Origin of the sequence: Lysinibacillus sp. UBA5994 (assembly GCF_002429725.1) — a bacterium.
GTDB classification, from domain to species: Bacteria; Bacillota; Bacilli; order Bacillales_A; family Planococcaceae; genus Lysinibacillus; species Lysinibacillus capsici.
On sequence record NZ_DJAU01000057.1, the window covers coordinates 222,133 to 235,955 of the forward strand.

Annotated in this window: 11 protein-coding genes and 6 tRNA genes; 2 read left to right on the forward strand and 15 right to left on the reverse strand. The window is 38.2% G+C overall.

The annotated features are described in order from the left end of the window. The first annotated feature begins 579 nt into the window (after positions 1 to 579). Positions 580 to 834: a GlsB/YeaQ/YmgE family stress response membrane protein gene (locus B3D98_RS19980; RefSeq protein ID WP_016991561.1), complete on the forward strand. Its 255-nt coding sequence runs from the start codon at positions 580 to 582 to the stop codon at positions 832 to 834. Positions 835 to 1,082: 248 nt separating this feature from the next. On the opposite strand, the gene B3D98_RS19985 is transcribed toward B3D98_RS19980, so the two are convergent. The 15 genes from B3D98_RS19985 to B3D98_RS20055 all read right to left on the reverse strand — a co-directional run bounded on the left by B3D98_RS19985 (position 1,083) and on the right by B3D98_RS20055 (position 11,832). Then, positions 1,083 to 1,847 carry an SDR family oxidoreductase gene (locus B3D98_RS19985; protein ID WP_288585557.1) on the reverse strand — a complete coding sequence of 255 codons (765 nt, stop codon included), beginning with the start codon at positions 1,845 to 1,847 and terminating at the stop codon, positions 1,083 to 1,085. A 222-nt stretch (positions 1,848 to 2,069) separates the two neighbouring features. Beyond that, the gene (gene glmS / locus B3D98_RS19990) at positions 2,070 to 3,872 is read right to left on the reverse strand and encodes a glutamine--fructose-6-phosphate transaminase (isomerizing) (protein WP_054549731.1); all 1,803 of its coding nucleotides are present in this window, start codon (positions 3,870 to 3,872) and stop codon (positions 2,070 to 2,072) included. 595 nt (positions 3,873 to 4,467) lie between these two features. Continuing rightward, the gene (locus B3D98_RS19995; protein ID WP_054549732.1) at positions 4,468 to 4,983 is read right to left on the reverse strand and encodes a type 1 glutamine amidotransferase domain-containing protein; all 516 of its coding nucleotides are present in this window, start codon (positions 4,981 to 4,983) and stop codon (positions 4,468 to 4,470) included. A 127-nt stretch (positions 4,984 to 5,110) separates the two neighbouring features. Beyond that, positions 5,111 to 6,463 (reverse strand): phosphoglucosamine mutase, encoded by a 1,353-nt coding sequence (gene glmM / locus B3D98_RS20000; RefSeq protein ID WP_054549733.1) that lies wholly within the window; start codon positions 6,461 to 6,463, stop codon positions 5,111 to 5,113. 213 nt (positions 6,464 to 6,676) lie between these two features. Next, complete coding sequence (locus tag B3D98_RS20005; protein WP_048393928.1) at positions 6,677 to 7,753, reverse strand: CdaR family protein; 1,077 nt, start codon at positions 7,751 to 7,753, stop codon at positions 6,677 to 6,679. Then, the gene (gene cdaA / locus B3D98_RS20010; RefSeq protein WP_009370548.1) at positions 7,746 to 8,582 is read right to left on the reverse strand and encodes a diadenylate cyclase CdaA; all 837 of its coding nucleotides are present in this window, start codon (positions 8,580 to 8,582) and stop codon (positions 7,746 to 7,748) included. Before cdaA ends, B3D98_RS20005 begins: the two co-directional genes overlap by 8 nt. A gap of 149 nt (positions 8,583 to 8,731) precedes the next feature. Then, a complete protein-coding gene (locus B3D98_RS20015; protein ID WP_009370547.1) occupies positions 8,732 to 9,358 on the reverse strand; it encodes an anti-sigma factor family protein in 627 nt (208 codons plus the stop codon). A 13-nt stretch (positions 9,359 to 9,371) separates the two neighbouring features. Further along, positions 9,372 to 9,935: an RNA polymerase sigma factor SigW gene (gene sigW / locus B3D98_RS20020; RefSeq protein WP_004225410.1), complete on the reverse strand. Its 564-nt coding sequence runs from the start codon at positions 9,933 to 9,935 to the stop codon at positions 9,372 to 9,374. A 133-nt stretch (positions 9,936 to 10,068) separates the two neighbouring features. Then, on the reverse strand, positions 10,069 to 10,974 hold the full coding sequence (gene rocF, locus B3D98_RS20025) for an arginase (RefSeq protein WP_004225412.1): 906 nt from the start codon (positions 10,972 to 10,974) through the stop codon (positions 10,069 to 10,071). 185 nt (positions 10,975 to 11,159) lie between these two features. Beyond that, positions 11,160 to 11,232: transfer RNA gene (locus B3D98_RS20030), tRNA-Lys, on the reverse strand. A 13-nt stretch (positions 11,233 to 11,245) separates the two neighbouring features. Beyond that, positions 11,246 to 11,320 (reverse strand) — tRNA-Gln (locus B3D98_RS20035). A gap of 14 nt (positions 11,321 to 11,334) precedes the next feature. Beyond that, a tRNA-Tyr gene (locus B3D98_RS20040) sits at positions 11,335 to 11,418 on the reverse strand. Positions 11,419 to 11,436: 18 nt separating this feature from the next. Then, positions 11,437 to 11,512, reverse strand: a tRNA-Val gene (locus B3D98_RS20045). Between the two features lie 55 nt (positions 11,513 to 11,567). Further along, positions 11,568 to 11,642 (reverse strand) — tRNA-Glu (locus tag B3D98_RS20050). A gap of 113 nt (positions 11,643 to 11,755) precedes the next feature. Further along, positions 11,756 to 11,832, reverse strand: a tRNA-Asn gene (locus B3D98_RS20055). 269 nt (positions 11,833 to 12,101) lie between these two features. Here B3D98_RS20055 and mbcS point away from each other — a divergent pair. Continuing rightward, positions 12,102 to 13,688, forward strand: a complete 1,587-nt coding sequence (gene mbcS, locus B3D98_RS20060) for an acyl-CoA synthetase MbcS (protein WP_288585578.1) — start codon at positions 12,102 to 12,104, stop codon at positions 13,686 to 13,688. Positions 13,689 to 13,823 lie beyond the last annotated feature (135 nt).

Here is a 13,823-nt window from a genome sequence, read left to right on the forward strand (position 1 = left end):
CTTTTATTTAAATCCCTTTGTTGCCATATTTAAGAGAATATAACTTAGCTCATGGTAATTTGACTGTTATGATTGTTTCAACAAGAAAAATCATAAGAAATTACTAAATATGAGAGGAAAACCTAGTTTGAATCCAGCTTAATTTCTAGATTATACTATATTTCAAAGGAATTTTAGAATGCATAAAATTCTTCCACCAAAATCGGTGGAAGGTTTATGTAAATCAATAATAAAATCTTATAGACACATCAGGAAAGTCCTGTTGTTAATCCATGCTTATACGCTAAGTCTCCATTTTGTAATTCTTGGTCAGAATAAACTTGTGATTTGATATTGGATTTCGGCGTTCGGTCCCTTAACTATACATCTTCTTCAGGATGAAAATAGAATAAACATGAATTTATTACTATCATTAAAATAAAGATGCTCCTCTTATTACAGAAATGCGCCAATGTCTGATATCTCCCTTGAAACTTCCCCTAATTTTTATTTTTTCCTCCTTATAGTTTGAAAGAGTTCAAAAAAGGTTATAAAACACTATAACAAAATATTTAAAATACAAAATAGGAGATGGATAGTATGAGTTTCATTTGGTTTTTAATAATTGGCGGGCTTATCGGTTGGCTTGCAGGTATAATTTTGGGTAAAGATATCCCAGGTGGAATTATTGGTAATATTATTGCAGGTATTATCGGCGCATGGATTGGTGGTATGCTTCTTGGAAGTTGGGGTCCTAAAATTTCCGATTTCTATATCTTCCCTGCCCTCATTGGAGCAATTATACTAGTTTTCATTTTGAGTTTAATTCTGAAATCATTGCGTAATGCTTCGTAAGCTAAATAGATCTCTTAATCTATTACTATACGATTAAGTGAATCAGATGTAACCAATAATAAATGGTGACTGTGCTTATAACAAAAAAGCGGCCTTCCACATCATATCTGTGGAGGACCGCTTTTACTTTGTTTTTAATTAACTTAACAATCCTCCGCTCCGTGAATTCAAGAAGAACAGAACAGCCTATACAACAATAGCGCCTGATTGAGGAGGATTATGCCATACAAAGCTTGATAATTAATGTTCTATAGATGTGATCCTCCACTTGCATCGAGCAATTGACCAGTTACCCAACGGCTGTCTGAGGAAGCAAGAAAGGCGGCAATATCTGCCACATCCCCGGGTTCTCCCCATCTGTTGAAAATTGAAAGACCAGCCGCATATTTTTGTCCATCAAGGTTTTTCAAAGTCTCAGCATTCATCTCTGTATTAATAATTCCAGGCTGGATGGCGTTTACCGTAATATTCCGGCTCCCTAGTTGTTTGGCTAGAAGACGCGTAAACGTGTCGATTGCACCTTTGGACATACTGTACGTGAAGACACTTGGTGAAGCTGCACGTGTCACAAAAGATGAAATATTAATAATACGCCCCCCATCTTTTAAACGTGGCAAAGCTTGCTGAGTAACAAAAAGTGGTGCTTTAACATTTATCTTCATTACCTCGTCAAATGATTCTTCCGTCGTCTCATCTAAACTGATAATTTGACCAATTCCAGCATTGTTGACAAGAATATCGAATCCGCAACCGCCCATATATTCCCGAATAGTATCATCCAAAGTAATAAATAAATCTTGAATACCATCTAGAGTACTAAGGTCAGCACCAATCACCAAAGCATTTCCTCCGCTTTGTTCGATCTGGTGAACAACTGCTTCTGCCTCAGTACGTCTTTTCCCATAATGAACGACGACAAAGGCTCCCTCTTGTGCCAGACGCAATGCAATACTGCGGCCAATTCCTCGACTTGATCCTGTAACTAAAGCGATTTTGCCTGTTAACTTACTCATGCTTCCATCTCCTTGTTCAAACATAGTTAGATTACATAGAGAATTATATCAAGGGACATTATTTGAAATGTTGCTCTCCTATTCGGTTTCAAGGAGTGTTTCGTTATGGATAAAAACACCCCTTTAGATTAATAGTATCCAAAGGGGTAAAATGGTGTAATTTTTTTACAAACGGTATGACTTTATTTAAAATCACCAACACATTAAATCTAATTTTTGTTCCTACTCAACAGTTACCGATTTAGCTAGGTTACGTGGTTTATCTACATCACAGCGACGGTGAAGTGCAGCATAGTAGCTAATTAATTGTAAAGGTACTACTGATACAAGTGGTGTTAGTAATTCATGAACATGCGGAATGACTAAACGGTCGCCGTCTTCATCAATGCCTGCCATCGCGATAATACATGGATATGCACCACGAGCCGCTACTTCTTTAACATTACCACGGATGTTTAATCCTACTGATGCTTGTGTGACAAGCGCAAACACAGGTGTACCTTCTTCGATTAAGGCAATTGTTCCGTGCTTCAGTTCTCCACCAGCAAAGCCTTCTGCTTGGATGTACGAAATTTCTTTTAGTTTTAAGGCACCTTCAAGACTGACATAGAAGTCCATATTACGGCCAATGAAGAATGCGTTGCGTGCGATTTTTAAGTAATCTTCTGCAATGTCTTCTAACACATCTTTTGAATCAATAATTGTTTGGATGCCATTAGCGGCAATCGCAAGCTCTTGTTTTAAATCAAATTCTAAGCCTTTGCCATTTGCCTTTGCTGTCACATAGGCTGCTAATGCAAGTACTGCTACTTGTGCCACATAAGCTTTTGTAGAAGCTACAGCAATTTCTGGACCTGCATGTAATAACAATGTATGGTCAGCTTCACGTGATAACGTAGAGCCAGGTACATTTGTGATCGTTAATGTTGGATAGCCCAACTCTTTAATTTTTACAAGTACTTGACGACTATCTGCTGTTTCCCCTGATTGGGTAATGAAGATAAATAATGGTCTTTCTGAAAGTAATGGCATGTTATAGCCAAATTCACTAGAAATATGCACTTCTACAGGGATACCGGCCATTTTTTCGAAATATTGTTTACCGATAAGACCCGCATGATAGCTTGTGCCCGCTGCAATAATATATAAACGATCTGCTGCTCGTAAGGCTTCTAAAATCTCCGCATCAATCGTTAAATCACCGTTGTCACCTTCATATGCTTGAATGATTTTACGAATAACTGTAGGCTGCTCATCCATTTCTTTTAACATATAGTGTGGATATGTGCCTTTTTCAATATCACTCATATCAAGCTCAGCAGTATATGGTGCACGCTCTACTACAGTACCATCTAATTTTGTAATTTCCACACTTGCTTTGTGTACGATAACTACCTCTTTATCGTGAAGCTCTACGTATTGATCTGTTACCTGTAGCATCGCCATTGCATCTGACGCAACAACATTGAAACCTTCACCAATCCCAACAAGAAGTGGTGATTTATTTTTTGCTACAAAGATTGTATCTGCTGCCTCTGCATCTAATAGTGCCAGTGCATAGGAGCCATGTAATAGAGATAATGTTTTACGGAAGGCGTCTGCAGTGCTTAGACCATCTTTCACAAATAACTCTACTAATTGCACAATAACCTCTGTATCTGTATCAGATTTCATTGGAATGCCTTTTAAATATGTTTTTTGCAATAAGTGATAGTTTTCAATAACCCCATTATGCACAAGTGTAAAGCGTCCTGATGCACTTTGATGTGGGTGAGCATTTAAACGATTTGGCACACCATGTGTTGCCCAACGTGTATGACCAATACCAATTTTCGCAGCAACATCTTCATCTACCGCTTCTCGTAAATCTGCAATACGCCCTTTTTCTTTGAAAACCGTTACGCCTTCCTCGTTACGTACTGCAATACCCGCTGAATCATAACCACGGTACTCTAGCTTTTCTAAGCCTTTTAATAGAATTTCCTTTGCATCTGATTCACCAATATATCCTACAATTCCACACATAATTCTCGTCCTCCGATAATGTCAATTTAACGCAATGACAAACTAGGCCTCATCCTATCGAATTTTTTTGAATGTACAAGCAAAGCTTTATTTTTATAAAAATAAAGCACTCCAATACACACAAGCTACTCAGCCAACTGAATAGAGATCTTCGATATGTGAAGCTTCATCTATTTATCTATTGCTTTTACAATACCTTCTCCATTTTCTGTACATTCAATCACTCAAATGCTTTCAAAATGGAAAATGACAATCGGGTATGTCGATTGGGAGGCATCCGCCGAATTTTCGATAAACCTCCACCTCGTCTGCTGAAGATCTTTTCGTCCGATTTCTTCAGCTCAGGCGCTATAATTGTTTTCCGATTTTGCGCTTTCTTCCCTCCTTAGGCGTTCGTTAAAGGATAAGGTCGGACCTCATCTTCAACTTCTCCATCATACTCAATCATATGCTATCCGTCAAATTTTCGTTATAAAAAACACCTAGTCCTAAAGCTTTTTCGTGACAAATATGTAGACAAAGCGATGCATAAGCACTTTGATAAGCATTGTAATAGAAATTAGGCACAAGCATTTTAAATGCTTGTGCCTATCCTTTATTTACTGTCTAATAATTTAACAATTTCTCTATTAAATGCAGGAAGATCATCTGGCGTTCTACTTGTTACAAGCTGTTTTTGACAGACAAATACTTCTTCATCATGGAAGATTGCCCCTGCATTTTCTAAATCCACTTGGATGGATTTATAACCTGTGGCGTCACGCCCATTTAATGTCTTTGCAGTAATAAGAAGTTGTGGTCCATGACAAATGGCAAAGGTAGGCTTCATTTCATCCATAAAGGACTTTGCAAATGCTACTATACGATCATCCGCACGTAATATATCGGGAGAAAAACCACCAGGAATAAATAATGCATCGTAATCTGTAGCTTTTACTTCATCAATGCCTTTATCAATTTTCACGGACTCTCCATGCTTACCCTTAACTTCCTTGCCTGCTTCGATATCAATTGTTACTAGCTGATGCCCAGCTGCTTCCAAAGCTTCTTTAGGGCTTGTAAACTCAATGTCCTCAAACATATCTGTTATAACTGTAGCAATTTTAGCCATATCAATTAAACACTCCTTGTTATTGTGACTCCTAATTACTGTTCCCCATCTCGCTTATTTAAAACATTCCTTTCAAATAAGTAAACCCGATTTCCTGTTTACGGAAATCGGGTTTACACTCTATTTCTTATTCTGTTAGGCCCATTTCTACACGTACAACATCTGCAATTCGCTCGACAAAACGCTCGCAATCCGTTTCTGTTGCTGCTTCCACCATGACACGTACTAATGGCTCTGTACCTGAAGGACGTACTAAAACACGACCATTTCCAGCCATTTCAGCTTCTACCTCTGCAATTACTGCAGCTACTTTCGCATTATCAGTCACAGCATGCTTATCTGTTACACGCACATTGACAAGACGCTGAGGGTAGATTTTCATTTCAGCTGCAAGTTCTGAAAGCTTTTTACCCGTCGCTTTCATAATGTTGACAAGCTGAATTCCTGTCAGTAAGCCATCACCTGTTGTATTAAAATCTAGAAAGACGATATGCCCTGATTGCTCGCCACCTAAATTGTATTCATTCGCACGCATTTCTTCCACAACATAACGATCACCTACAGCTGTTTGTACACTTTGCATACCATTGTCAGCCACAGCTTTATAGAAGCCCATATTGCTCATTACTGTTGAAACAATTGTTTGCTTCTTTAAACGCCCTACCGCATTTAAATGCTTACCAATGATAAACATAATTTGGTCACCGTCAACAATTTTTCCGTTTTCATCTACAGCAATTAAACGGTCTCCATCGCCATCAAAGGCTAAACCAACATCTGCACCTTTTTCAGTAACAAATTTAGCTAGTCCTTCTGGATGTGTTGAGCCTACACCATCATTAATATTTAAGCCAGTTGGAGAAGCACCCATTGTAGAAATGTCGGCTTCTAAATCAGCAAATAAATGTGTAGCTAAAGATGAAGTTGCACCATGTGCACAATCAAGCGCTACATGGATACCATCAAATTCTTCATCCACTGTTTGCTTTAAGTATTGAATATATTTTTGACCACCTTCGAAATAGTCACTTACAGATCCTAAATCTGCTCCTATAGGACGTGGTAATGTATCCTCTTGCGCATCAATTAACGCTTCAATTTCCGCTTCCTGTGCATCTGTTAGCTTAAAGCCATCAGGACCGAAAAATTTAATACCGTTATCTGCAACTGGGTTATGTGAAGCTGAAATCATGACGCCTGCATCTGCGCTCATAATTCGAGTAAGGTATGCCACACCTGGTGTTGAAATAATACCCAGACGCATTACCTCTACTCCAATTGATAAAAGACCAGCCACAAGTGCACCTTCAAGCATCTCGCCTGAAATACGTGTGTCACGACCAATTAAAACCTTTGGACGGTCAGTTGCATCTTTTGTTAAAACATAGCCGCCTATACGACCAAGTTTAAATGCAAATTCTGGTGTTAATTCACTATTCGCGACGCCACGGACGCCATCTGTTCCAAAATATTTACCCATTCTACTTATTCTCTCCTTCAATGCAAGACAGTGCCTAGTGAGTTTCTATCAAGCATTAGACACTTGTCCGCTTACTTTTGGAAAAGTCTGCTTTTGTTCATTCATTGGTAATTATTAATATTCCACTCTGCCAGTTTGTTTGATGAAACCTGAATTACAAACCTGATTGGATTTTTGATTTAGAATCAAAATAAAATTATAGTCACATATTGTTTAAGAATCAATATCTTCCGATTCCTCAGTTGACGTATTTTTATCAGTTGTAGTACTCTCATCTGTCACATCAGGTTCTTCAGTTGGAGGTGGCGTTTCCTCTGTAGAAGCTGGTGTTTTCTGCTGTTCTTCTTGTTCAACCTTTGTAATATCTGCCTTCACTTTTATTTTCTTGTCAGATATTTTTGTCACACCATCTGGTAATTTTACATCAAATTCATAAGTTTTGGACTCAGTAATTTTTGACAGGTCAACTGTTATTGGAATAGATGTTAAACTGTCAATAATTGATTTTCTACCATACACTTTGATCATTTTCGGTGTAAATGTTAATGAGTTAATGGTAATGTCTTCGGCAGCTTGCCCTGTTTCCTTAAGGACAACTGGGATCTCTCGACTATACTCCGCTATATCTACTTGAACTTTCACAATTTCAGGTTCAATAGTCACGTCTAACTTATTTAAATCTCTATCTAATACTTTTACAGCTGCTTCCTGTGTGAATGATTGCTTCAAGCCCTGCTCTCCTGTAACAGTTGCTTTTACATAACTAATGCTTTCAATAGCACTTTTTGCACCTGTTACATAAACAGTTGGCGGGTTGGCCGTCATTTCTTTTAAGATAAAACCTTCTTCGATTAAACGTTTGTTCATTTCAGGGTCCACTCGGAACTCCTGCGTGACCTTTTCCTCAATATTCACATGAACAGTTGCAGGGTCTAATGTCACCTTTAACTTTTCTGAAATATTTTCGTATTGCAGTTTTACATCATGCTCTCCCAGCAATAAATTGCTCAAATCCGCAAATATAGAAAAATCCTTAGCTCCCTTTGCTTTTAAAACCAATGCCATCGGACCTTCTATCGTTACATCCACAGTTTCAGGTAAACCTGTCACAATAAGATTCTCATTATCGTAATAAACATCCACTGGAACATCACGAATAACATCCGTTTGTTCATTTGAGGTAGCTTTATTTAAAGGTGACAACTCAGTACGCACTGAGAAAAAAAGCAAAAACGCTAAAAATAGCGCGATGATTCTAAGTACCCAAGGGCTATCCATCATTTTATCCATTCTTTTTCCCCCTCCAAGTCAACTTAGAGGATGCATTTGATTCTTGTACTGATCCGAACCACATTTTTCTTAATAATGTTTCAAACTCCTCTAGAGATAGATTTCGATGGAGATTACCATTTAATGTTATACTAATTGCGCCTGTTTCTTCTGACACAACAATTGTAATAGCATCTGTAACTTCACTTAAGCCAAGAGCAGCACGGTGGCGTGTCCCTAACTCTTTTGAAATAAATGGGCTTTCAGATAAAGGTAAATAACAAGCCGCTGCTGTAACTTTATCTTTTTGCATAATAACAGCCCCATCATGTAGCGGGGTATTTGGTATAAAGATATTAATCAGTAATTCTGATGAAATTTCAGCATTTAGCCCTATACCTGTTTCAATATATTCATTAAGACCTGTTTCTTTTTCAATAGAAATTAACGCACCTATTCGACGTTTAGCCATATAACTTACAGACTTCTTCATAGCCTCAATAAGTCTTGTTTGTTCTTCTTCTTCTTGACTTGATGAACGTTGGAATAGCTTTCCTCGTCCAATTTGTTCTAAACCACGTCTGATTTCAGGTTGGAAAATAATAATAATCGCTAGGAAACCAAACTCAATAACTTGTTGTAGCATCCAGCCAAGTGTTTGTAACCCTAAAAGGTCTGTTGCAATTCGTGCAATAATAATGACGAATATTCCCTTAAGTAATTGGACAGCCTTCGTACCTTTAATGAGGGTTAAGACTTTATAAACAACGTACCAAACGAGCAGTACATCAATGAAGTTAATAACAATATTCACAGGTGTTAAATCCGTGAAATGTTCGATAATTTGCACGTGGCATCCCCCACTTTTCATTACGAATCCATACACATTCAAGTATATCACATTCTTATCAAATGTAACTTTTTTCAAATAAAAAGTCTACTCAGAAGAGTAGACCTTTCAGCCTCTCACGTGCACTATTTTTTAGGACGTATAGAGTGTTATTTAGTTTCTTCTTTTTCCTCAAATGTCATGGCTGTCTTAACAGAATTTTTAATTGTATACCATAACCATTCAAATACTTCGTCAATTTCTTCGATTCTCCCTGAAACTACCGCTGAAGATGCCATATATTGCCCGTTGATTACTGTGACGTTGCCATCAACTTCACCTTCAACAATCAAATCGCCATTTTTCACAACAATATCGCCTTTTACCACTTCTCCTTCAGGGACAATCACTGTTTGACCATCCACAACTAAATTAGGTTGCTTGGTCACCGAGAAATGCTGGTCATCCATGAAGCTACCCAATAATGTAGCACTCATGAATAAGCAAAATACTGCTGCTGCCACAAAGAACGGATGCCGGCGAATCCATTTTTGTATACCTACTCGACTTTTTGGTTTTGGTAAACGAGCCATAACTGCTGCTTCAAAACTCGGAGGCGCTGTAATATGGGAAGCACTCTTCACAAAGGCGATTGTTTCACTCAATTCTTGCATCAACTGTTTACAATCATTACATGTATGCAAGTGTTGTTTCAACTCTTGCTCATGCTCACGACTAATGTCACCGTCTAAATAATCATGCATATAGTCTATAATATGCTCTGGACAAGTATTCATGACGCTCCCCCTCCTACAGATTGTTTAATTGCTTACGTAATGCCTCACGTCCGCGGTGAATCCTCGTTTTCACCGTTCCAAGCGGCATATCTAAAATCTCGCTAATCTCTTGTAACGATAACTCTTCTATATATTTCAATACTATAACCGAACGGTATTTATCCGGCAATCGTCCAATTTCATATTGAATGCGATCTTGCAGCTCCATTTGTTCTAACTGCTCCTCTGGTAGCTGGTCATCTGCTGCGATTTGCGAATACATATCAAGCCCTTCTGTACCAGCTACTTCTGCATCTAAATAATAATCCGGTTTCTTTTTTCGAATACGGTCAATGCAGAGGTTTGTCGCTATGCGATAAAGCCACGTTGAAAATTTTCTTTTCTGATCAAATGTATGCAAGTTCATATAAGCTCGCACAAAAGCCTCTTGAGCAATGTCTTCAGACTCTTGTTTGTTGCCTAACATTCGATAGCATACTTGGTACAGTTTGTGCTGATAGAGACTCACAATATCGGCAAATGCGTTTTGATCGCCTTTAAGCACTTGTTTTATTCTCTTATTTACTAACGCATCCATTGTGTTGACTTCTCCACCTTTACAACTGTCTTATACTATACGAAGCACCGATAAGAAAAGTTTCGTTTTAATTCAATTATAGCAAAAGATTTTTATGCAATGTGGCAACAGGCAATTTTTTGTCAAATTTTCTTTAAACTAGTGTTTCACCAAATAAAGATCCCATTAATGCAACAGCCACATTTGCTGTTGTATTCTTTTCATCTAGTATAGGATTTACCTCTACAAACTCTGCTGAAGTTACCATGCCTGATTCTTGTAACATTTCCATTGCTAAATGGCTTTCTCGGTACGTAATTCCACCTGGAACTGGTGTACCCACACCTGGCGTATAAAGTGGATCTAATCCGTCTAAATCAAGTGATAAATGTAAGCCATCAACATTTCGTTCCTTTAAATAAGCAAGTGCATCTTCCATCACACGTGTCATGCCAAGTCGGTCGATTTCATGCATTGTATATACTTTAATTCCTTGTTGACGTATCAATTCACGTTCTCCTGGGTCTACTGAACGAGCTCCAATAATAATCACGTTTTCTGGCTTAATTTTTGGAGCATAGTTGCGAATTTGCACTAAACGTTCATGTCCTAGCCCAATACTAACGGCTAACGGCATCCCATGTATATTGCCTGAAGGTGTTGTTTCAGGTGTATTTAAATCTGCATGAGCGTCATACCAGATAACACCGAGATTTTTGTAATGTTCACCTAATCCAGCTAATGTTCCAATAGCAATGCTATGGTCTCCACCAAATACGAGTGGGAATTTCTTTTGTTCCACTACTTCATGCACACTATTTGCTAATGCAGTACTAACATCTACAACTTCCTCTAAATTTAGTAATTTTTCATCCACAGCTCCGTCAGCAAGCTTTTGACTAACACGAATATCCCCTTGATCCTGTACATCGTGTCCGATAGCCTCTAAACGTTCAACAATACCTGCATATCGAATAGCACTTGGTCCCATATCTACCCCACGGCGTGTTTGTCCGTAATCTGTTGGTACTCCAATAATAGAAATATTAAGTTTATTCATGTTTTTATACCCCCTAAAAGTTATAAGATTATTGTAAAGCCTACATACCACTTGGCTCAACTCGACAAAAAGTTGTATATTTATTCATTTATAAATAACATAAAAAAATCTCCTACTGTTTTCAGCAAGAGATTAGTTATCTGTAGTTAATATAACACTTTTGAATAATTTTCATTCTAAAAAAGTGAGCCATGAAGGACTCGAACCTTCGACCCTCTGATTAAAAGTCAGATGCTCTACCAACTGAGCTAATGGCTCATAAAAGAAAAAATGGCTGGGGTACTAGGATTCGAACCTAGGCATGACGGAATCAAAATCCGTTGCCTTACCGCTTGGCTATACCCCAATCATTTATAAAACTGGTGGAGGGGGACGGATTCGAACCGCCGAACCCTAAGGAGCGGATTTACAGTCCGCCGCGTTTAGCCACTTCGCTACCCCTCCGAAATAACACAAGAATAATGGTGGAGGATGACGGGCTCGAACCGCCGACCCTCTGCTTGTAAGGCAGATGCTCTCCCAGCTGAGCTAATCCTCCATAGAAACAGGTGTTATATCACAGTTTATATTCTTTATAAAGCCTATGTTTTAAATGGTGACCCCTACGGGATTCGAACCCGTGTTACCGCCGTGAAAGGGCGGTGTCTTAACCACTTGACCAAGGGGCCAATATTACGTCTCAAACAAGACAAGAATTATAATAACATTTTTTATTAATAATTGCAATGCTTTTCCACAAATTTTTTTATGTATTATAGCATTTGAAAAAAGGACAAAAAAATGGCTCCGAAGGCAGGACTCGAACCTGCGACAACCTGATTAACAGTCAGGTGCTACTACCAACTGAGCTACTTCGGAACAATGCTATTCACTTTGGTTTTAGACAACCTCTTAAGTACATTTATTATTATAGCAAGCATTATAAATAATGCAACACATTTTGTGAAAATTTTTATATTTTTTGTCGAAGTATCCTCCTATATTCGTTTGAAAGCATAATAGTTCTCTATTAATTCTAATATTTCTATTTAACGTACTAAATATTCTTGCTGTATATTATTGTAATTGTTAAAATAAAAATAGTTTTATGAATTTTCTATCAAATTTTCTGGGGGAGGATGTTCAAGATGGTATCAAATGATTTAATTGCACCTGAATTTTATAACATCACAGAGGAATTAGAAAAATTTTCGCAAGATAGTGATCGCCAAGCAATACGTTGGTTAAATACACAACAAGAGAGACGTACAGTTTCTTATGTGGAGCTTAACCAAAAAATGGATCAATACGCAAACGCTTTTACGGAGAAGGGGCTTCAAAAAGGTGATCGTGTATTAGTTATTATTCCTCGACTTCCAGAAGCCTATTTCGTTTTTCTAGGCTGCTTAAAGGCTGGTATCGTACCCATTTCATGTTCAGAGATGCTACGTGCAAGCGATTTAGAATATCGGATGGAACATTCTTCTGCTAGTGCAGTTATTGCTTATGAGGCTTTTACTAGTGAAATTGATCAAATTGCTTCTTCTGTAGACGCATTGAAAAATAAACTAGTGATCGGTGCTGCGAAAGGAGATTGGACTTCTTTAGATGAATTAGCAAGCAAGCAGCCAGCTACATTTACAGCCGTAGCTACTACACGTGATGACATGGCATTCCTTTCTTATACATCTGGTACAACTGGTAAACCTAAAGGCGTGGTTCATTCACATGGCTGGGGATATGCACATATTAGAACTGCAGCTTCAAAATGGCTTTGTGTACGTGAAGGAGACCTCGTGTGGGCAACAGCTGCTCCTGGTTGGCAAAAGTGGATATGGAGTCCTTTTTTATCCACAATCATGCTCGGTGCTACTGCATTTGTCTATCATGGTGGATTCGATGCAAAAACCTATCTTCAATTAATGCAGGATGAAAAAGTTAATGTTCTATGTTGTACACCGACTGAATATCGGATTATGGCAAAAATCGATAATTTACAAGACTACAATCTATCATCTCTACGTAGTGCCGTTTCTGCTGGTGAGCCTTTAAATCGTCCAGTTATCGAAACATTTATGAATCATTTTGGACTAAAAGTACGTGACGGCTATGGACAAACAGAAAACACATTATTAATTGGTACACTCGAAAACACAGAATTACGTCCTGGATCTATGGGTGTTCCAACTCCAGGTAATATTGTACGTATTATCGACAATGAAGGGAATGAAGCGCCAGTTGGCGAAGTTGGTGATATTGCTGTTCACAAATCTTCACCAGCTTTATTTAAAGAATATTATAAAGAACCAGAGCGCACGCAAGCTGCATTTCGTGGGGATTGGTATATTACAGGTGATCAAGCAAAATGTGATGAAGACGGTTACTTCTGGTTTGAAGGTCGTGGAGATGACATTATTATTTCATCTGGTTATACGATCGGACCATTTGAAGTTGAAGATGCATTAAACAAACATGAAGCTGTACAAGAATGTGCAGTTGTAGCTGCGCCAGATGAAATTAGGGGGCATATTGTAAAGGCATTTGTTATCTTACGAGAAGGCTTCAAAGAATGTAATGAAGAGGAGTTAACAAAGGAGCTACAGGAGCATGTAAAAGCGTTAACAGCCCCTTATAAATACCCTCGTAGTATCGTCTTTCTTGATGAGTTACCAAAAACGACATCAGGGAAAATTCGCCGTATCGAACTACGAGCTACTACAGTTCATACGCATTAAGTTAAGTATCAAAACAAGAAGGCACCCATTGAGGATGCCTTCTTTTATGTATTTATAAATAATAATCGGCTCAAAAAAAAGCCACTACTGAGTGTATCAGTAGCGACTTTTTGCGCCTAGCGACGTCCTACTCTC